The following is a 20,502-nucleotide window of genomic DNA, read 5'->3' on the forward strand; positions in this document are numbered from 1 at the left end:
CCTTGAGACGTCGCGTCCTCATCGCGACCATCTCCGCGGTCGGCGTGGCCGTGGTGCTCTTGGGCATCCCGCTCGCCATTGCCGCGGCACAGTTGGTGCGCGACGACGCGCTCCGCGACCTTGAGGCCCGAGCGGCGACGGCGGGGCGCGCGCTGGAGGTGCGGTACAGCGCCGGTGAGCTGATCTCCGAGCAGACCCTCGAGACGTACGTCGGCTACTCGCCGGACGCGCCCGCGTACATCAAGGTCTCGATGCCGAACGGCGATGTGCTCACCGCCGGGGAGGAACCGTCGCCGTCGTACACCGCGAGCGCCGTCACGGACTCGGGAATCGTCGTGATCATCTACCAGTCGTGGTGGGACATGTTCTGGGAGGCCGCGCGGGCCGTCGGCCTCGTGCTCGCCGTCGGCACGATCGCGGTGCTCGCCGGCATCGCCATGGCGATCTGGCAGGCCAACCGATTGAGCGCTCCGCTCGTCTATCTCGCGGCGAGCGCCGAGCAGATCGGGTCAGGGCAGGTCCGGCCGCGTCTCGAGCACACGGGAATCGAGGAGATCGACCTCGTCGCGGATGAGCTGGCGCGCTCCTCCGACCGCATGGCCGCTCGCCTCGCCACGGAGCGCCAGTTTGCGGCCGACGCTTCCCACCAGCTGCGTACGCCCCTCACCGCTCTGTCCATGCGGCTCGAGGAGATCTCCGCGACGAGCACCCAGGAGGACGTGCGCGACGAGGCCGAGAAGGCGCTCGAGCAGGTGGAGCGCCTCGTAGGTGTCGTTGACGATCTGCTCGGGCGCTCGCGCAAGGCGCTCGGCTCGGGCACGGAGCTCGTGACCCTCGAGGACGTCTTCCAGCAGCAGCGCGAGGAGTGGCAGGGCATCTTCGAGCGCGCCGGTCGGCGGATCGAGATCGTGCCGACGGACGCGATGGCCTTCGCCACGCCGGGAGGCCTAGCCCAGGTGCTCGCCACCCTGATCGAGAACTCCCTGAAGCACGGGGCGGGCACCACGACCGTCTCGGCGCGCGAGTCCAAGGGCAGCCAGGCCGTCGTCATCGAGGTGCGCGACACGGGCGCGGGCGTGCCGGAGATCATCGCGGCGCGCATCTTCGAGAGGGAGGTGACGGGCGGGCGCGGAACCGGCCTGGGCCTCGCCCTCGCCCGCGACCTCGTCACGGCGGACGGCGGCCGCCTCGAACTCGCGCAGCGGGTTCCCGCCGTCTTCGCGGTGTTCCTGCAGGGCGTGCCGCAGATGGTCGATCTCGAGACCGTGGTGCCGCACGGAAAGGCGATCAGGGGGCGTCGGCGCCGCCGCTGACCTCGCCGTCCACCTCGAGCAGCGCCTCGGGCGCGTGATCGACGAACACGAAGACCTTGTACCCCACGTACCGCAGCACGGTGCCGACGCCGATGCCGATCACCGACGCGAGGTTGTCCGCCGCGAGGCTCGTGAAGCCGAGCACGTAGTGGCTCACGGCGAGCGTGCCCGCCTCCGCGACGATCGCCACGAGGTTGACGAGCCCGAACACGACGAGCTCTCGCGCCGGGCGGTGAGTGCGGTGGCCACGGAATGTCCACGAGCGGTGCGCCGCCCACGCGAAGACGATCGACACGAGCGTCGCGATGACCTTCGCCGTGATGACCCTGTCCTGCTCGCCGAGGAAGGTGGCGTCCTCGCTCAGCACGGTCAAGCGCAGCAGGTTGAAGACCCCGAGATTGACGAAGACGCCCGCGATTCCCACTACGCCGAAGCGGCCCAGTTCCCCTGCGTGGGAGCGGATCCAGGCGAGCATCCCCGAAGCCTATCGCCGGTAAGTTGTACGCATGACCGCCCCCATCGTCGCCGTGATCGGCGGCGGCCAGCTTGCCCGAATGATGACCGGTCCCGCCACGGAGTTGGGCGTGACCCTGCGCGTTCTCGTCGAGTCGCCCGACGCTGCGGCGGCCGCGGGAGCCCATCAGGTTGTCGTGGGCTTGCCTGGGGATGCGGACGCCGTGGCCGCCCTGCTGGATGGCGCCACCGTGGTCACATGGGAGCACGAGCACATCCCTCCGGCGGTGTTCGAGGCGGCTGCCGCGCGGGGAATTCGCGCGCTGCCTTCCGCGGAGGCACTCGTGCACGCGCAGGACAAGATCGTGATGCGGGCGCGCATGGACGAGTTGGGGCTGCCGAACCCCGCGTGGCGCGAGGTGCGCACCCACGCCAACGTCGACGCCTTCCTCGCCGAGCACGGCGGCGTGGCGATTCTCAAGACCGCGAAGGGCGGCTACGACGGCAAGGGCGTGCGCGTCATCCGCTCCGCCGCCGAGGCCGACGACTGGCTCGCGGCCCTCGCTGCCGGGGGCCCGCGGCTGCTTGTTGAGGAAAAAGTAGCCTTTACCAGGGAACTGTCCGCGCAAGTGGCGAGAAACCCGTCGGGCGATGTTGTTGCCTACGCCGTTGTCGAGTCCACCCAGCGAGACGGCGTGTGCGCCGAGGTCGCGGCACCCGCGCCCAACCTGGACCCGCTGCTCGCGGCGGCGGCGCAGGGTCTCGCCGTCACGATCGCCATGGAGCTGGACGTGGTCGGGATGCTCGCGGTTGAACTGTTCGAGGTCGGCGGCTCCGTCGTCATCAACGAGCTCGCGATGCGGCCCCACAACTCGGGGCACTGGTCGATGGACGGCGCCGTGACGGGACAGTTCGAGCAGCACCTGCGCGCCGTGCTCGACCTTCCGCTCGGGGATCCACACCCCACCGCTCCGTACTCGATCATGGTGAACGTGCTCGGCGGGCGTCGCACTGACCTCGCCTCCGCGCTGGGCGAGGTGCCCGACGCTGGGGTCAAGCTTCACCTGTACGGCAAGGAGGTGCGGCCGGGCAGGAAGGTTGGGCACGTCACCGTGTCCGGGGACGATGCGACCGAACTGCTCACGCGGGCGCGTACCGCTGCCGATATCGTGAGGGACGGCGCTGTTGTAGTGAGCGCAGAACCGGGAGGCGAGGCATGACCGACGTCGGGATCGTCATGGGCTCCGACTCCGACTGGCCCGTGATGAGCGCGGCAGCGGAGGCGCTCGCCGAGTTCGGCGTGAGCTTCGAGAAGGACGTGGTCTCCGCGCACCGCATGCCCGAGGAGATGATCGCGTACGGGCGCTCCGCTGAGGAGCGGGGACTCAAGGTCATCATCGCCGGCGCCGGCGGGGCCGCGCACCTGCCAGGAATGCTCGCTTCGGTGACGGCGCTGCCGGTCATCGGCGTGCCGGTCCCGCTCAAGCACCTCGACGGGATGGACTCGCTGCTGTCGATCGTGCAGATGCCTGCCGGGGTCCCGGTCGCGACTGTCTCCATAGGGGGAGCGCGAAACGCGGGGCTGCTCGCGGCGCGCATGCTCGGGATCGCGGATCCCGCGCTGCGTGAGGCGATGCGCGCCTTCCAGGAGGACCTGCGCGCCACCGCGCACGCCAAGGGCGAGGCGCTTCGCCAGCAGTAGTCGCTACGCCTTGCAGCTGGCGAGGATCTCCTTCTGCGTCAGGCGCTCCGGAGTGGGAGAGACCGTCGGCGAGGAGCTCACGCTCGGGTTGGGGCTGGCGCTCGTTCCCGTGGACTCCTTGTCCACCATCGGGCGGTCGTCCACGATGCGCTTGAACACCCACTTCGCCGAGTCCAGCGCCAGAACGTCGCCCGACTTGTCGCCCGCGTACTTCCACGGCACCGTCAGGAAGTTGATGTTGTTCTGGTCGATGTTGCGCAGCGAGTACGCGAGGCCAACCAGGTAGGTGAACGAGCCGAGGTCAGGGTCCATCGTCATCGACTGCCCCGCCGACTTCAGCAGCAGCGTGAGCTGCGGCGCGTCCGTGAGGACATTCATCCCAAGGACCTTCTTCGCCAGGTTCGTCATCAGCTCCTGCTGGCGCTCGATGCGCTGCAGGTCCGTGCCGTCGCCGATGTGGCGCACGCGGGCGTAGGCGAGGGCCTTCTTACCCGTGAGGACGTGGGGGCCCGCCTTGATGTGGAGCTTGGACCGGCTGTCGTCGATGTTGTAAGGAACACACATCGGCACCCCGTCGACCGCGTCGATCATCTTCTCGAAGCCCGCGAAGTCAACCACCGCGTAGTGGTCGAACTTGATGCCCATCCAGTTCTGGACGGTCTTCATGGTGCACGCGGCCGCCTCTGCCTCGTTGCCGTTCGAGCCGCCGAGCGAGAACGCGATGTTGAACTTGCCGGTCCAGCCCTTCTTGACCGAGCCGTCGAGCATCTTGCAGTCGCTCACCTTGACGCGCATGTCACGCGGAATGGAGAGGAAGTCGATGCGCGAGCGGTCGGCAGAGATGTGCATGATCATCGTGGTGTCGGAGCGCATGCCCTCGGCCACCTTGCCGCCGATGGACCCGTTAGCGCCCGCGCGGCTGTCTGAGCCGATGAGCAGGATGTTGATGTCGTTGCCGGCCTCGGCGTCGACAGGCGCAGCGTCGGCCGTCACCGAGGCGGTCGGCGTCGCGACGGTCGCGGTCTCCGTCGGATCCCCAACGAGCGCGGAGATGTCCTGCGTGGTGAACGAATGCTGCAGGTTCTCCCAGTACATGGTCCCGCCCACCAGGACGAAGCCCAAGACGCCCGCGATCGTGGCGGCAGTCACGCGCAGCACGGTGTTGCCGGTGCTGGTGGAGCCGTGGCGGATTCGCTTGGCCGCTCGGTCGTTCCTGCTCACACATTCTCCTTGGTCGGGCGCGCCAAAGCGCACGAGGTCTCGTGGCCACAACGTCCGTCGGCGTCTTGAGGTTCCCCTGGATTACGCGTCGCACCCGCTCAGGAGAGCGTCGGTGACGTCCTCGCCGGTCGGCACTGGTTCGGGGAGGCGTCGATCACCTTATCCCACGTGTTGCCCGCGCTCTCCTTGCCGGCCTTGGTGAGCGGCTCGTCCTCGCGCAGCTCCTTCCACATGGTGTCGGCGCTCTTGAGGATGATGACATCCAGATAGTCGTCCGTGAGCTTCCAGGGAACCGTGTAGAAGTTGATGTGCGACGGGTCGATGCTGCGGAGGCTGAAAGCGAGTCCCAGCAGGTACTTGCTGTCCGCGAGCCCCTCGTCCATCGTCAGCGCGGTCGCGGCCGCCTTGAGGAACTGGGTGAGTTCGCCGGCGTCCGTGAGCAGGTTCTTCGAGAGCACCACGCGGCTGACCTGGCGCAGCACCTCGTGTTGTCTGGCGATGCGCTGCAGGTCGGACCCGGAGACGTCGCCGACCTCCGCCGTGCGCATGCGGGCGAGCGCGAGCGCCTGCTTGCCGGTGAGCACTTGAGGCCCCGGGTTCAGCACGAGCTTCGCCTTCTGCGAGCGGATCTTCTCCGGGATGCACATGGGCACGCCGCCGAGAGCGTCAACCATGTCCTCGAATCCGGAGAAGTCGACGACGGCCCAGTGGTCGATCGTCAGGCCCGTGAGCTTCTGGACCGTGTTGATGGTGCAGGCCGCCGCCTCTGCAGCATTGCCGTGGCGGCCGCCGTTTGAGAACGAGATGTTGAAGTCGCCGCTCGTCGCCTTGATCGAGGTCCCGTCGAAGTACTTGCACTTGGGGATCTCCACTTGGGCGTCGCGCGGGATCGAGACCAGGTCCACGCGCGAGCGGTCCGCCGAGATGTGCATGATGATCGTGGTGTCGTTGCGCATGCCGTCAGCGACCTTGCCGCCGATGGCGCCGTTCTCGCCGTCGCGCTCATCGGAGCCCATCAGCAGGAGGTTGATCGCGTCGCCGTCGCTCTCGTCAACGGGAGTGCTCGGCTCGGCGGTCGACGCGCCGTTGGTGGTCACCGGCGCGGGGGCGTCGCTCACGAGGTCCTTGATGTCCGCCGTCTTCGCTGAACTGAAGACTTCGCTCACCACCGTGTTCGCGTAGACGAGCCCAAACCCAACGAGCCCCGCGGTGGCGCACGCGGCCCAGGTCCATACCCGCGACGGTGCACCGCGTCGGGCGTGGGCGGGCGCCGCGGCGCGCTCTCGCTCCGGCTCGGTGGTCATGACACACGAGTGTAAGCATCCGCGCCGCGCCCGCCGCGCAGGCGGGCCGGGGCCGATCGCCGGGCTACCCTCGACCAGTGAGCTCCAGCCTTCCCCCATTCGACTCGCGCGCGAAGGTGCCGGTGAGCGTGATCATGCCGGTGCTCAATGAGGAGCGCTACCTGGAGCAGGCGGTTGGCGCGGTCCTCGACAACGGGTACGAGGGCGACCTCGAACTCGTCATCGCGCTCGGTCCCAGCTCCGACCGCACGGACGAGATCGCGAACGCACTCGCCGCCGACCACCGCGTGAGGCTCGTGGACAACCCAAGCGGCGCCACCCCGTCGGGCCTCAATCTCGCCATCGCCGCCACGCGACACGGCGTCATTGTGCGCGCGGACGGCCACACGCTCCTTCCTCGCGGCTACCTCGCGGAGGCGGTGGGGGCGCTCGCGCGCACGGGGGCGGCGAATGTTGGCGGCCGCATGGTGCCGCGGTCCGACGCTGTGCTCGGCAAGGCGATCGCGGTCGCCATGGCGTCGCCGTGGGGGATCGGCGGTGCCGGCCACCGCGTGGGAGGCGTCGAGGGCAGCGCGGACTCGGTTTTTCTCGGTTCATTCCGGAGGGAGGCTTTGGCGGCAGTTGGCGGCTTCGACGAGCACTTCCGCAGGGCGCAGGACTGGGAGCTCAACTACCGCCTGCGGCACGCGGGGTATGACGTGTGGTTCGTACCGACCATGCAGGTTCCGTACGAGCCGCGGCGCAGCTGGCGGGCGCTGGCGCGGCAGTTCCACGACTCGGGGCGGTGGCGCCGAGAGGTGGTGCGGACACACCCGGATTCCCGGTCTGCCAGGTATCTCGCCGCGCCGGTGGTGACCGTTGGGGTGGCCGCCGGACTCGTGATCGCCCTGTTGGGGCTGGTCACCTCTCTCGCGTGGCTCGCCATTGCGGCACTCGCCCCGCTCGGCTATCTCGCCGGCGTCATCGTCGCGAGCCTCACGCACGCTCGGGACCTTCCGCTGCGCAGTCTGCTGCTCCTCCCGGCCGTCTTCGCCACCATGCATCTCGCGTGGGGTACGGGGTATCTGCGTGGGATCGGCTAGTCTCGACTTGACGTGGAGGGATTACAACGGTGTAATTCCCGTAGGCGGGTTCTCCTGCCTGCGAGAGAGGGAGGGCCTATGTGGGATATCTACGGCGGTTCGGTGCCCTCGGACGCGCGCACTCCCGCACCGACACTGGCGTCGGTGGTGGACATCTTCAGCGGAGTCGACGACGGTCCGCTGGCGTGGCAAGAGCGTGCGCTGTGCGCTCAGACAGACCCTGAGGCGTTCTTCCCCGAAAAGGGAGGATCAACGCGCGAGGCCAAGAAGGTGTGCTCGTCATGCGACGTGCGCGCCGAGTGCCTCGATTACGCGCTCGCCAATGATGAGAGGTTCGGCATCTGGGGTGGCCTGTCCGAGCGTGAGCGACGCAAGCTCAAGCGCCGCGCGGTGTAGTCCGCGCGGGATTCGTCCCGCGCAGAACGCGAGTGTGCGATGACGACGGCACGCATTCTGGTGCGCGCGGTCATCGTCTCCGACGGCCGCTCACCCGTCCTCGCCGACGTCTTGGACGCCATCTCCTCCCAGGAGTACATGCCTGACTCGGTGCACCTCGTCACGCTCGGCGACGCCGAAATCCCCACCCCGCAGGGTCTTGACGTGACCACGAGCGCCGCCCCAGCGTCGGCCAGTCTTGGGGAAGCGTTCGCCGCGGCGCTCGCCGATCTGCCCGCGCAGGAGGCCGAGTACCTGTGGCTGCTGCACGACGACAGCGCCCCGCAGGCCGACGTCCTCGCGAAGCTCGCCGCGACCGCGCGCAAGCGGCCGCGCGCGGCGATCGTCGGTGCCGCGCAGGTCCGCTGGAAAACAACGAGCCGGCTCATCTCGCTCGGCTCCACGGTGTCGCGGGTGGGCGCGCGACGCATCGACCTGATCGACGACAACGACATCAACCAGGGGCAATACGACGCGAGGGACGACGTCCTCGCGGTGTCCATCGCGGGCGCCCTGCTCCGCAGGGATGTGTGGGAGCAGCTCGGCGGCTTCGACGAAGGGTATCGCGGCTTCGGCGAGAGCGCCGACTACTGCCGCAGGGCCTGGAGGGCCGGCTACGACGTGGTGGTGGTGCCGAGCGCCCTCGTGCGCCACCGGCAGCTGAACCTGCACGGCGCGCGGGACGAGGAGACTCGCGGCCGCGGCTCACGGACGTCCTACGCCACCCGACGCACGTCGGAGTGGTACCACGCCCTCGTCTGGGAGCCACTGCTCGCGGTGCCGCTCCTGGTGCTGTGGGCCTTCGCCTCCTCGCTGTTCAGAGCGCTGCTGAGGGTGGCGCAGAACGAGCCGCGCATGGCGCTCGTGGACCTCGGCATTCCGTGGCGCCTGCTGGGGCGCTGCACTGGACTTGCGCGCTCGCGGAGGCGGGCTCGGCGACACGCCACGGTGCCCGCGCGGGCCATCAGCAGGCTCCTCGCGGGGCCGGGCGCCGTGGTCCACCACGTGCGCACTCGGTACTTGCGCGCCTACGACAAGTGGCGCCTCGCCGTCACGCCAACGGGCATGATCCGGACGGAGCTCGCGGCATCCGGTCAGCGAAGGCGCTGGATGCTCGGCGTGGTCGTGGTGGTCAGCCTGGGGCTCTCCGTGGCCGTGTTCGGCGACTGGCTTCCCGACCTCCTCGCGGGGAAGATGCTCTCCGGCGCCGCGCTCGGCGTCACCGACGTTGGCTGGCACGAGCTGTGGCAGCGTTCGTGGACCGGATGGTCAGACGTCGGCTACGGAACGGCGTCGCTCGACGGCTCGTTCTCCGCCGCGCTCGTTCCGTTCGCAATCCTTCCTGGTGGCCTGCGACTCGGGCTTGGACTCGTGCTCGCGTTCGGAGTGACTCTCGCCGCGATCAGCGCGTGGTTCGCCGTCGGGGCCGCGACGCGCGCCGTGTCCGTGCGCGCCGTGGCCGCTCTCGCGTACGCCGCGTGGCCGCCCTTCCTCGTGTCTATCGCCCAGGGGCGGGTCGGGGCGGTGCTCGCGCACATCGCGCTGCCCTTCGTCGCGCTCGGCGTGGCGAGGGCGCTCGGCTGGTATCGAGGCGAGGCCCTCGCTCACGGTGAGGAGTTCACGGCGCGACGCTCCGCGTCGCCTTCCGCTGCCGCGGTCGCGTCCCTCGCCTTCGCGTTCTGCGTCGCCGTCGCACCCGTGCTGCTGGTGCCCGGCGTCGTCGCGCTCGCGCTGGTCGCCGCGTGCGCCGGCAGGCGCTGGCCCCGAATCCTCCTCGCCACCGTTCCCGCGCTTCTCGTGTCTGCGCGGGGCATCATGGCCGCGTCCCATGCAGGCTCGCTGCGCGACGCGTGGGCGGTCCTGGCCCGGGAGCCCGGGCCGGCCGCGCCGTCCGAGGTCAGCTCTCCACTGAAGACCCTGCTCACTCTCGACACCTCCCCAGGGGGACCGAGTGGTTCGCTCAGCCCGGAGTCGTCGGCGCTATCGCCGCGACCGTGTGCGTGGCGGCGCTGCTCGCGCTGCTGAGCAGTCGCGCGACGCGCGCGGTGTGCATCGGCTGGGCCGTCGCCGCGCTCGGGCTTGGCGCCACGTTCGCCGCGCAGCGCGTCACCGCCGTGTGGCCCGACGGATCCGGGTCCGCCGCCGCGAACGGCTGGAGCGGTCCGGGCCTCTCCTTCGCTCTCGTGGGAGCGCTCGCCGCTGCCACCGCCGCGTCGAGCGGGGTGTGGCACGGAAAGGGCGCCGTGCGGCTGCGCCGCGTGGGCGCGGTCATCGTCGTGACGCTTGCCGCGGCGGCCGTCCTGACCTCGGCGACGGCATGGGCATGGCCCGGGAGGGCGCAGGCGGGCGATGTCGCGGCCGTGAACCCTGATGTCCTCCCGCTCGTCGCCGCTCTCGAGCAGGAGCCGCCGGGGTCCGCCCGCGTACTCGTGCTGCAGGACACCGACGCCGGCGTCGCCTACTCCGTTGAGACGTCCGACGGCGCGGTGGCGCTCGAGGGAACCGCCGCCTTTGATGAAGATGGCGTGCCGCTCTCGCGACCAGGAACCGACGCGCCGCCCTCGCCTGCGGGGCTCGCCGACGCGGTCGCGACGCTCGTCGCGGCCGGCGTTGGGGCGGACGAGGATCTCGCCGCGTGGGGCATCGGCGTGATTGTGGCGACGGCGGACTCCACGAAGGTGCTCGCGGGCCTCGCGCAGGTCGACACGCTCGAGCTCATCGGCGCGAGCGGATCCGGCACCGCGTATCGCGTCCCGCACGGCGGGGTTGCCGCGAGCAGGGCATGGATCGAGTCAGATTCGGAACCCGTGGTGGTTCCCATGGATGGCGCCTCTGGTGGCGGCACCGTGAGCGCAGGGGAGGGGGAACCCTCGTGCTGTCGGTTCCGAAGGACCCGGCGTGGAGCGCGACCCTTTCGGGGAAGGACCTTGAGGCCGTGGCAGACGACCAGGGAAGGCAGGCCTTCGCGGTGCCCGCGACGGGGGGACGCTCGTCGTGACCTTCCACGACTCCGACTACCGTGCGTGGTGGTGGGCCGCCGCCATCGCGTGCATGCTCGCGCTCATTGCGGCCCTTCCCCTTCAGAACCGCAGGCTCCTTGGGGTGCGGTCGTGATCGCCGGGGTCGTCGCCAGAGTGCTCGCGCTGTGCGCGGTCGTCGGCTCGCTCGTCATTGGGGGCGCGATCGCCCAGGATCACGGCACGCCCGGCGACGCGGCCACCTCGGTCACCGTGACGCCCGCACGCCAGGATGTCGCGTGCCCCGGCCCGCTCGTGACGCCCGCGGGCGGGACCGGGACGGATCCCGAACTCGGCGGCGCCGCGACCGGAGTGACGCGAGCGTCGTTCCTCGGCGGCGACCTCAGGGACGTCGGCGATGGAAAGGCGTCCGACGCCGTGGTGGGCGCCCAGGTGGAGCGCGTCACGGGCGGCGACATCACGGGCCTCGCCGCGTTTACCTGCACGGCGCCGACGACCGACCAGTGGATCGTCGCGGGCGCCACGACCGTGGGTGCGAGCGCGCGGCTGCTGCTCACGAACCCGTCGCAGGCCTCCGTCGAGGCGACTGTCGTCGCCTTCGGAGAGCTCGGGGAGCTCGACTCGCGGAAGGTCGCCATAGGGCCAGATTCGCAACAGGAGGTGCTGCTCGAGGGCGTCGTGGTGGACGTCGCGAGCCTCGCGGTCCACGTCACGGCGACGGGGACCGGCGTGGTCGCCGCGCTGCAGGACTCGCGTCTCGAGGGCTTCCAGCCAGCGGGTACCGACTGGGGTACGGCGTCGGCCGTTGGCACCTCGCTCGCTATCCCCGGCGTCGGAACCGGCGGGTCGCCAAACCAGGCCGCGACCGTCCGCGTTGTGGCGCCTGACGGGGCCACGGTGCGCCTGGCGTTGTCGACGCCCGACGGCGACGCCGTGTGGGAAGGGGTCGCGTCGCTCGCGCTTGATCCGGGAGTTGTGGTGGAGCTTCCCGTGCCCGCCGTGGACGTGGGCACCATCACCATCTCTGCCGACGCCCCCGTCGTCGCGAGCGCCCTCGTGACCCGCACGCGCGCGGCCACAGCTGGGGTAGAGGGCGACACCGCCAAGGAGCTGCGATGGATCCCCGCGCAGCTGGCTGCGGACGCGAACGAGCGCGCAACCGTCGCGGTTGGCTATGACGAGACCGTTGTCGCCTTCGCGACCAATGCGGGCGCCTTCACGCTGACCGACGCCGATGCCGCCACCGTAGCGACGGCGACCGTGACCGCTGGGGGCACCGCCGTCGTGCCCCTCGATGTGCCGCCGGGCACTGTCCTCACCGCGAGCGGGGGATTCGCGTGGACCGTTCTCGTGGGCAATGGGGACTACCTCACCTCGCTCACGCCGACGCGGACGACGATCGACGACCTCGATGTCGAGGTGCAGCAGGTTCGCTACGCGCCCGTTCCGTAATCGGGGTCGATGTCCTCTGGCGACTTGTTGAGCAGGAAGCCCACGTGCTCGGCGAGCACGTCGCGCACGAGCGCCGGCAGGTCCTGCGGCTCGCAGCGCTGCTCTATCGGGCGCCGATACAGCACGATGCGCGCGGTCTGACCCAGGTCCGCGGGGAAGAGTCGGCCCAAGGGCACGCCCTCCTCCCAGGGCGCGGGCTCCGACGGAGGGACGTCCTCGGTGCCGAACTCGACGCGCCCCCAGTCGCGACCCCAGCGACCCTCGAGCCGCTCCGCCGCCTCGAAGACGAGGTCGTCGAAGACTTCCGAGCGGCTCAGCGACGCCGGCGAGCCGAGAGGGTGCAGCGGGCGGCGCAGGCCTCGATCGTGGCGGTCGCGGCGGCTCATGGGGCCACCCTAACGCGGCGTGGCAGCGGCTCCGCCACGGTCGCGCGAGGTACCGTCCTGAAGGTGATCTCCATGCGCCAGTGCTCCCGCCCCTCGTGTTCGAATGCGGCGGCGGCCACGCTCACCTACGTGTATGAGGACCAAACCGTGGTCGTGGGCCAGCTCTCCGCCCAAGCCGAGCCGCACGCCTATGACCTGTGCGCCCAGCACGCCGACCGCTTCACCGCCCCGCGGGGCTGGGACGTGGTGCACATCCACCAGGAGTTCGTGGAGCGCGGCCCCAGCGAGGACGACCTGGACGCGCTCGCCCGCGCGGTGCGTCAGGCGGGTACGCCGCCCATGGTGGAGCAGGTGGTCGTGCGGCCACCCCTCGCGTCCGAGCCCCGTCGCGGGCACCTGCGGGTGGTCTCCGCCGACGGCTGACCGGCTAACCTGTACCCGTGAAAAACCCGGGCGCGCGAGCCCTCCCCGACCTGTCCAGACTCATCAAGTCCTATGACGTCCGCGGAGTCGTTGGCGAGGACCTCACCGAAGAGGTCGCGACCGCGATCGGCGCGGCTTTCGCGGACGCGATCGTCATCCCGGATGGTGCCTCGCAGGTCGCCATCGGCCATGACATGCGGGAGACCGGACCTGGCCTCGCGGCCGCGGTCGCGAGCGGGCTGACGGCGCGCGGGATCGACGTCATCGACATTGGCCTGTGCTCTACGGACGGCCTCTACCACGCCTCCGGAGTCCTGGATATACCAGGAGTGATGGTCACCGCGAGCCACAACCCCGCCGAGTACAACGGTATGAAGCTGTGCCGCTCGCGGGCGCGCGCGGTGGGAGAGAACAGCGGACTGGCCGACGTTCGCTCCAGGGCCTCTCGACTTCTCGCGGAGGGCTTGGGCGAGGGTTCGGCGACGGCCACGATCGTCTACCGCGACATGGTGGGTGAGTATGGGGCGTTCCTACGGAGCCTCGTCCCGCTTGAGGACATCCGCCCGCTGCGGGTCGTGGTCGACGCCGCCAACGCGATGGCGGGTTACACCGTCCCTCGCGTCCTGGGCACCGAGGCTGGACTGCCCGCGCTGCCGCTCGAGATCATCCCGCTCTATTTCGAGCTCGACGGCACCTTCCCCAACCACGAGCCCAACCCGCTCGATGAGGAGAACCTCCGCGACCTGCAGGCGGCCGTGGTGGCTCACGGCGCGGACATCGGCCTCGCGTTCGACGGCGACGCGGACCGCTGCTTCGTGGTCGACGAGCGAGGTGAGGTGGTCCCCGCATCAGCGATCACGTGCCTCGTTGGCCTGCGCGAGGCCGCCCGCGACGACGCTCCCGTCGTGATCCACAACCTCATCTCGTCGAGGGCGGTTCCTGAACTGCTCGCGGCCGCCGGAGCCACGCCCGTGCGCTCCCGCGTCGGCCACTCCTTCATCAAGGCAGAGATGGCGCGCCTCAATGCGGTATTCGGCGGCGAGCACTCGGCGCACTTCTACTTCCGCGACTTCTTCTACGCGGACTCGGGGATGCTCGCGGCGATACACGTGCTCGCTGCACTGGGCGAGCAAAGCCAGCCCCTCAGCGAACTGTTGGCTCCCTACTCGCCGTATACAGCGTCGGGCGAGATCAATACCAAGGTGAGCGACGTCGCGGAGGCGACCGCGCGAGTCGTTGCCCAGCTGGCGGGCGACGACTGCACCGTTGACGACTTCGACGGCGTGACCATTGACCATTGGGGCGCTGAGCCGCGCTGGTGGCTCAATGTGCGGCCGTCCAACACGGAGCCACTGCTGCGGCTCAACGTGGAGGCCGCGGACCGCGCCGTGATGGAGCAGATCCGCGATCGCGCGCTCGCGATCATCAGGCGGGGCTGAATGTCCACGGAGGGCGGAACCAAGGCGGTGGTCGCGGCGCTCGCCGCGAACCTGGGTATTGCGGTGACGAAGTTCGGGGCGTTCGCGCTCACCGGTGCGTCGTCGATGCTCGCGGAGGCGATCCACTCGGTCGCGGACTCCGGCAACCAGGTGCTGCTGCTCGTTGGCGGGCGGCGAGCCCAGCGCGAGGCGACCGAGGAGCATCAGTTCGGCTTCGCGCGCACGCGGTATCTGTACGCGTTCATGGTTGCGATCGTGCTGTTCACGGTTGGCGGCCTGTTCGCGCTGTATGAGGCCTGGCACAAGTTCTCTCACCCCGAGCCCATCGAGTCGTGGAAGTGGGTGCCCATCGTGGTGCTGCTCCTGGCACTCGTGCTCGAGGGCCTCTCGTTCCGCACGGCCGTGCGCGAGACCAACCACGTTCGCGGGGGCCTGAGCTTCCCGCGGTTCATCGAGCGCTCGCGCTCTCCTGGAGTTGCCGGTCATCCTGCTGGAGGACTTCGGCGCGCTGATCGGCCTGGTATTCGCCCTGTTTGGCGTGTCCATGACGCTCATCACGCACAACGGACGCTGGGACGCGCTGGGTGCGGCGATGATCGGCCTGCTGCTGTGCGCCATCGCCGTGGTGCTTGGGCGCGAGACCAAGAACATGCTCCTCGGCGAGGCCGCGACGCCGGAGGACGACGCCGCGATCCGCTCCGCGCTGGCGGGGTCGGGGTTCGCGGACGTCATCCACCTGCGCACCGTGCACCTTGGCCCCGAGGACATCCTGGTCACCGTCAAGGTGGCGCAACGGCCCGACGCTACGGTCGCCGAGCACTCCGAGCAGGCGGATCGCGCGGAGGCTGCGATCCGCGAGGCGGTGCCCGCGGTGCGACTTATCTACATCGAGCCGGACGTGCGGAGGGGCTGACTTGTCACCCTGCGCGGAGTCGCAGGCTTCGGCGTTGGGTCTGTCAGGAATTCTGTGTAAGTGATTCGGCGTGATGCCACGGCTTGGGGCTGTGGTGGAAGGACGATCACATCATGGACGATATCGACAGGGAGGTCCCGCCGCCAGGGTTGCCGGCGCCGCGGGAGCCTGACATGCAGCGCCTGGCCGAAGAGCTTGTGGCGTCCGCGCAGCAGCGGGGGTTGGAGCTCACCGGTGAGGATGGGCTGCTGACGGCGCTGACGAAGCAGATTTTGCAGTCGGCGCTGAACGCGGAGATGGCCGCTCATTTGGGGTATGACAAGCATGACCCGATGGGTCGTGATGGCGGCAACTCGCGTAACGGGTATGGGGTCAAGACCGTGACGACGGACGTGGGCAAGGTCACGATCGAGGTCCCCAGGGACCGGGAGGGGACGTTTGAGCCGCAGATCGTGCCTAAACGCCAACGTCGCCTGAAGGGCTTCGATGAGGCGGTCATCTCGCTGTATGGCAAGGGCATGACCACGGGTGACATTTGTGCGCACTTGGAAGAGGTGTATGACACCACGATCTCCAGGGATCTGGTGTCGACGGTGACCGCGCAGGTGCTGGAGGACATGCGTTCGTGGTTGTCCAGGCCGCTGGATCAGGTGTATCCCGTGATCCTCATTGACGCAATCTTCCTCAAGGTCCGCTCGGGCACGGTCGCGAATCGTCCCTGCTATGTGGCCATGGGGGTGAACCTGGATGGTCAACGCGACGTGCTGGGACTGTGGATGGGACCGTCCGGTGGGGAGGGTGCGAAACAGTGGATGAACATGCTGACAGAGCTGAAGAACCGTGGCATTGTCGACGTATGCATCGTGTGCTGCGACGGCCTCAAAGGGCTCCCGGCCGCGATCGAAGCGATCTGGCCCCAAGCGACCGTGCAAACCTGTGTCGTGCACCTGGTGCGCCAATCCTTGCGGTACTCGTCGACGAAACACTGGCAGAGCATCACCCCGCAACTACGCCGCATCTACACCGCCCCGACCCTGGAAGCTGCCGAGGACGAGTTCGCTCAGTTCACCGAACGGTGGCTGACGTTGTATCCGGCGATGATCAACATGTGGCGCGCGTACTGGCCCCAGTTCATCCCGTTCCTGGACTTCCCACCCCAGATCCGCTCGATGATCTACACCACCAACGCCATCGAGTCTTTGAACGCCCGCTTCCGTGCGGCCCTGCGACGGCGCGGACACTTCCCCGACGAACAATCAGCGATGAAGGTCCTTTATCTGGCGTGCATCGCCAGGGACAAGCACCTCAAAGCCGGTGGAACCAACCCCACCGGCCAAGTCAGAAACTGGAAAGAAATCCTCAACGTCCTGCTGCTGACCTACGGCGACAGGCTCTACCCCACCAACTAGCCGATGACACTTACACAGAAAAACCGACAGACCCCTTCATGAGGCACGGTGCAGACTTCGATGCGACTTCGCCTGATCACTATGCGAGCCAAGCGTCAGAATTCCTACAGGACGCGTTGAACGGTGGAGTTCCGACGAAGATTGACCCCGATACGGGCGTGATTCGCGTGTATAGCCCTTCCACCAATGCTTTCGGGTCGTTCAACCCGTCTGGGACAACTCGAACCTACTTCAAGCCAAATCCCGAGGTCCATGGCTTCGCATCGAACTGGGACTATTGGATCGCGCAGCCAGGAATTGCGCCGTGAGCGCCTACCGTTGCCCAGTCTGCGGGTTCCCGCTCCTCGTGGAGGTGCCTTGGTCTGGCGGCGCCGGCTCGGATGAGATTTGCCCGTCATGCGGGACCCATTTTGGACTCGATGACGCGGCGGGAGGAGATCTCGAACGCAGGGCGAGCAGACACTTGGAACTTCGAGAAGCTTGGATCAAGAGTGGCACAAGATGGTTCTCGCGAACAACGCCACCTCCAGCGGCCTGGGACCCCCTCACCCAACTTGACACACTCGATTCGTGACCCGCCTCTCAAGGTCTCTAGGCGTTCCTGCGCAATTGGCGGTGTCGGCGGCGCTCGAAAGTCGAACAGTAGCGGTGCCTGAAGGGTGGATGCAAGACGCTGCATGTCAGGCTCCCGAGGCCCGGCAGCCCTGGCGGCGGGACCTCCCTGTCGATATCGTCCATGATGTGATCGTCCTTCCACCACGGCCCCCGGCCGCGGCATCACGCCGAATCACTTACACAGAATTCCTGACAGACCCTAGGCGCGCGGTGTGACCGACGTCGCTCACGCCCATTGAAGCGCCGGTGTGTGTCACGTGTCTCCACTACGGTGGACCACATTGGCCCGCGCCAGCCCGCATGCCGCAGACACGCCGACAGTGGCGACTGAATGGGGACCTAGCGGCCAGTTGCTTCCGATTCTGCTTTGCCGAGCGCTCCTAGCCGTGCGTGAGGTCCTCACGGGATGTGCCATTGGGTCCAGTCGAAGGCCGCGCCGGCCAACTACTGCCTCCAGCGGGATCTCGGGAGTCCCTATTGCCAAACACGCAAGGCGCGGTGTGACAAATCCGCCACTGTTCTCCCTAGTGACGAACCGGGCAAACCTGGCAGTCTGAGCACAAAGCGGGGATGCCGACGCAACCGCCCAGACGAAGGAGCTCACGTGGGGTCGCAGGTCAGCGAGAGCGAGTGGACTGCCCTTCCGACGCGGCCCCTCGCGTCCCACCCCGCGCTCGCCTGGCCCGTGTGCGGCCGCGTGGTCGACGTCGCGGGTGGACTCGGTGGACGCCCGTTGCGATGCCACCTCTCGCACGGGCACCGCGGCGAATGCGACGACCTCGGCTCGTCCGAGCTTGAGTACTGGCAGGCGAGGGCCAACCAGTCTCCGTCTCAGGCGGCTGCAGCCGCCGACGTGCGGGTGATCGCCCTGGCCCACGCCCGCACCTACGAGGCGGTCGCCGAGTTCAAGCGAGAGCGCGGCGCCGACGAAGAGGCGGGGCAGCTGATCGCCATGGCGGACGCACTCAGGCGCCTGGTGCAGGTGCTGGAGCGCCAGACGCACTGACGCCGCGCGTTCCGGAGCGGGCGCGCAATGGGAGACTTGCCCCCATGACCGATTTCCTCGTCGCCGACCTTGCCCTCGCCGAAGCCGGCCGCCACCAGATCCGCCTCGCCGAGCAGGAGATGCCAGGGCTCATGGCGCTCCGCCGGGCGTATTCAGACGAGCACAGCGGGGACGCCCAGCCGCTCAAGGGCGCGCGCATCGCGGGCTCGCTCCACATGACCACGCAGACCGCAGTGCTGATCGAGACCCTCACGGCGCTCGGCGCGGACGTCCGGTGGGCGTCCTGCAACATCTTCTCCACCCAGGACGACGCTGCGGCGGCCATCGTGGTTGGGCGCGGCACGTTCTCGGCGCCCGACGGCGTGCCCGTCTTCGCGGTCAAGGGCGAGACCCTCGCCGAGTACTGGGACTACACGGACCGCATCCTCACCTGGGACGGCTTCGACGGCCCCACGATCATCCTCGACGACGGCGGCGACGCGACCCTCCTTGTCCACGAGGGGGTGAGGTATGAGCGCGAAGGTGCGGTGCCGTCGGCCCTTGAGGAGGAGGACCCGAACTTCAACCCGGAGATCGAGGCGATGCGTGCGGTGCTGCGCCGCTCGCTCGCCAAGGATCCGACCCGCTTCACGCGCATGGCCGCCGGCATCGTCGGCGTGAGCGAGGAGACCACCACCGGCGTGCACCGCCTTGACCAGATGCATGCGCGCGGCGAACTGCTGTTCCCCGCGATCAACGTCAACGACTCGGTGACCAAATCCAAGTTCGACAACCGCTATGGCATCCGCCACTCGATGATCGACGGGATCAACCGCGCCACCGACGTTCTCATGGGCGGCAAGATCGCGTTCGTCGCCGGTTATGGCGATGTGGGCAAGGGCGCCGCGGAGGCACTGCGCGGCCAAGGCGCGCGCGTGATCGTCGCCGAGGTGGACCCCATCTGCGCGCTGCAGGCCGCGATGGACGGGTTCGAGGTGGCGCGCATCGAGGACGTTGTCGACCGCGCGGACTTCTTCATCACCACCACGGGCAACAAGGACATCATCCGCGTGGAACACATGGCCGCGATGAAGGACAAGGCCATCGTGGGCAACGTTGGCCACTTCGACAATGAGATCGACATGGCGGGGCTGGCCCGCTCCGGTGCCAAGCACCAGCCCGTGAAGCCCCAGGTAGACGAGTGGATCTTCCCCGACGGGCACAGCATCATCGTGCTCAGCGAGGGCGGCTGATGAACCTCGGCAACGCCACGGGCCACCCCTCGTTCGTGATGAGCACGTCGTTCACCAACCAGGTGCTCGCGCAGATCGAGCTGTGGACCAACCTGGACGCCTACCCGCTCGGCGTGCACCGCCTGCCCAAGGTGCTCGACGAGCACGTGGCGCGGCTTCATCTCGACGCGCTCGGGGTGCGGCTCAGCGAGCTCACGCGGTCTCAGGCGGACTACCTCGGCGTTCCGGTTGAGGGTCCGTACAAGGCGGACCACTACCGCTACTAGCGCGTCGGGCCGACGCTGGGGCCGGGTTCAGTTCTCGGTGTCGGCAACGCCAAAGGGGAGGGCGCCTATTCGAGCCGACTCAGCGTCGGCCCGCTGGAGCCGTGCCACCTCAAGGGCGTACTCCCTATCCCGGCGGGCGGTGAGCACTGCGGCGAGGAAGTACTCGGGATGCGTGCCGGGTGGCGGCGGGGGAGCGACGTAGCCGGAGACCTGCGCCGCGAGCTGGTTGCCGATGCGGGCGCGTGACTCCGGCCGCATGGCGCCCGCGCGTCCCAGGAAGAGCCTGCCGGTGAGGGCGAGCGAATCGGGGAGGCGCGCGATGTCGGCGGTGTGCGCCCACACCGCGAGGTGGCCGGGCATCTGTAGCGGGGCGAGGCGCTGCCCGCCGCCGCGAGTGCGCATCGAATAGGTGCCCGCGAGGTAGTCGCCGATGCGCTTGCCGCGCGTGGAGAGCATCGAGGTGCCCACGGCGAGCGTCCCGAAGGTCATGTAGATCTCGAGCACGCCAACCAGCGCGCGAATGAACGCGTGGCGCACGGTGACGGGACCGCCGTCGTCGCGGACGATCCTCAGCCCGGCCGCGAGTCTGCCAAGCGATCGGCCCCGAGTGAGCGTCTCGACGGTCATGGGGACGAGCACGAACACGGAGAAGACGATGGCGATGATCGCCGCGTCGGACCACGCGCCGCTCCAGCGGCCCGCGGCCGCATCGAACAGCACAAGCAACAGCCACAGCAGCAGGAACGTCGTGATGACGTCGATGAGGCCGGACAGCATGCGGAGCGTGACGGGGGCGGCACCGGACTCGAGGGCGACGCCCTCGCCGATGAGAATCTCGTCCGCGTCGCTCACGCGCCCCTCCACTCAGCCGTT

General features: G+C 68.9%; 16 protein-coding genes and 2 pseudogenes. 13 read left to right on the top strand and 5 right to left on the bottom strand.

Annotated elements, in window-relative coordinates; genetic code table 11:
- Positions 1-2: 2 nt before the first annotated feature.
- A complete protein-coding gene (locus NVV57_08505) occupies positions 3-1,313 on the top strand; it encodes an ATP-binding protein (protein MCR6712722.1) in 1,311 nt (436 codons plus the stop codon).
- Here the strand turns inward: NVV57_08505 and NVV57_08510 are convergent.
- Positions 1,288-1,788 carry a GtrA family protein gene (locus NVV57_08510; protein MCR6712723.1) on the bottom strand — a complete coding sequence of 167 codons (501 nt, stop codon included), beginning with the start codon at positions 1,786-1,788 and terminating at the stop codon, positions 1,288-1,290. The two genes, NVV57_08505 and NVV57_08510, sit on opposite strands and share 26 nt — an antisense overlap.
- 31 nt (positions 1,789-1,819) lie before the next feature.
- Here NVV57_08510 and NVV57_08515 point away from each other — a divergent pair, with 31 nt between their 5' ends.
- Both NVV57_08515 and purE read left to right on the top strand, forming a co-directional pair.
- Complete coding sequence (locus tag NVV57_08515) at positions 1,820-2,986, top strand: 5-(carboxyamino)imidazole ribonucleotide synthase (GenBank protein ID MCR6712724.1); 1,167 nt, start codon at positions 1,820-1,822, stop codon at positions 2,984-2,986.
- A complete protein-coding gene (purE, locus tag NVV57_08520) occupies positions 2,983-3,468 on the top strand; it encodes a 5-(carboxyamino)imidazole ribonucleotide mutase (protein MCR6712725.1) in 486 nt (161 codons plus the stop codon). The genes NVV57_08515 and purE overlap by 4 nt, the downstream gene beginning before the upstream one ends.
- Positions 3,469-3,471: 3 nt before the next feature.
- Here purE and NVV57_08525 read toward each other — a convergent pair whose 3' ends face one another.
- Positions 3,472-4,689: an LCP family protein gene (locus tag NVV57_08525; protein MCR6712726.1), complete on the bottom strand. Its 1,218-nt coding sequence runs from the start codon at positions 4,687-4,689 to the stop codon at positions 3,472-3,474.
- A gap of 98 nt (positions 4,690-4,787) precedes the next feature.
- Positions 4,788-5,993 (bottom strand): LCP family protein, encoded by a 1,206-nt coding sequence (locus tag NVV57_08530; protein ID MCR6712727.1) that lies wholly within the window; start codon positions 5,991-5,993, stop codon positions 4,788-4,790.
- A 77-nt stretch (positions 5,994-6,070) separates the two neighbouring features.
- Between NVV57_08530 and NVV57_08535 the strand changes: the two genes are divergently transcribed.
- From NVV57_08535 to NVV57_08550, 4 genes are all read left to right on the top strand, one after another.
- Entirely contained in the window at positions 6,071-7,075 is a 1,005-nt protein-coding gene (locus tag NVV57_08535; GenBank protein ID MCR6712728.1) for a glycosyltransferase family 2 protein, read from the top strand.
- Between the two features lie 78 nt (positions 7,076-7,153).
- The gene (locus NVV57_08540) at positions 7,154-7,471 is read left to right on the top strand and encodes a WhiB family transcriptional regulator (GenBank protein ID MCR6712729.1); all 318 of its coding nucleotides are present in this window, start codon (positions 7,154-7,156) and stop codon (positions 7,469-7,471) included.
- 39 nt (positions 7,472-7,510) lie between these two features.
- Positions 7,511-9,535, top strand: coding sequence for a glycosyltransferase (locus NVV57_08545; protein MCR6712730.1), 2,025 nt, complete (start codon positions 7,511-7,513; stop codon positions 9,533-9,535).
- The gene (locus tag NVV57_08550) at positions 9,511-11,940 is read left to right on the top strand and encodes a DUF5719 family protein (GenBank protein ID MCR6712731.1); all 2,430 of its coding nucleotides are present in this window, start codon (positions 9,511-9,513) and stop codon (positions 11,938-11,940) included. The genes NVV57_08545 and NVV57_08550 overlap by 25 nt, the downstream gene beginning before the upstream one ends.
- Here the strand turns inward: NVV57_08550 and NVV57_08555 are convergent.
- Positions 11,922-12,326 (bottom strand): metallopeptidase family protein, encoded by a 405-nt coding sequence (locus tag NVV57_08555; GenBank protein ID MCR6712732.1) that lies wholly within the window; start codon positions 12,324-12,326, stop codon positions 11,922-11,924. The two genes, NVV57_08550 and NVV57_08555, sit on opposite strands and share 19 nt — an antisense overlap.
- Before the next feature lie 63 nt (positions 12,327-12,389).
- On the opposite strand from NVV57_08555, the gene NVV57_08560 reads away from it, so the two are divergent.
- The 6 genes and pseudogenes from NVV57_08560 (at position 12,390) to ahcY (ending at position 19,629) form a co-directional block, all read left to right on the top strand.
- A complete protein-coding gene (locus NVV57_08560) occupies positions 12,390-12,749 on the top strand; it encodes a DUF3499 domain-containing protein (GenBank protein MCR6712733.1) in 360 nt (119 codons plus the stop codon).
- A 17-nt stretch (positions 12,750-12,766) separates the two neighbouring features.
- Positions 12,767-14,188, top strand: a complete 1,422-nt coding sequence (locus tag NVV57_08565; GenBank protein ID MCR6712734.1) for a phosphomannomutase/phosphoglucomutase — start codon at positions 12,767-12,769, stop codon at positions 14,186-14,188.
- A pseudogene (locus NVV57_08570) lies at positions 14,189-15,101 on the top strand (cation diffusion facilitator family transporter). It begins immediately after the preceding gene.
- Between the two features lie 113 nt (positions 15,102-15,214).
- The gene (locus NVV57_08575) at positions 15,215-16,510 is read left to right on the top strand and encodes an IS256 family transposase (protein MCR6712735.1); all 1,296 of its coding nucleotides are present in this window, start codon (positions 15,215-15,217) and stop codon (positions 16,508-16,510) included.
- Between the two features lie 1,219 nt (positions 16,511-17,729).
- Positions 17,730-18,131 carry a hypothetical protein gene (locus tag NVV57_08580; protein MCR6712736.1) on the top strand — a complete coding sequence of 134 codons (402 nt, stop codon included), beginning with the start codon at positions 17,730-17,732 and terminating at the stop codon, positions 18,129-18,131.
- 44 nt (positions 18,132-18,175) lie between these two features.
- A pseudogene (ahcY, locus tag NVV57_08585) lies at positions 18,176-19,629 on the top strand (adenosylhomocysteinase).
- 27 nt (positions 19,630-19,656) lie between these two features.
- Here the strand turns inward: ahcY and NVV57_08590 are convergent.
- On the bottom strand, positions 19,657-20,481 hold the full coding sequence (locus tag NVV57_08590; GenBank protein ID MCR6712737.1) for an RDD family protein: 825 nt from the start codon (positions 20,479-20,481) through the stop codon (positions 19,657-19,659).
- Positions 20,482-20,502: the final 21 nt, after the last annotated feature.

Origin of the sequence: Demequina sp., from assembly GCA_024707205.1 — a bacterium.
GTDB lineage: Bacteria > Actinomycetota > Actinomycetes > Actinomycetales > Demequinaceae > Demequina.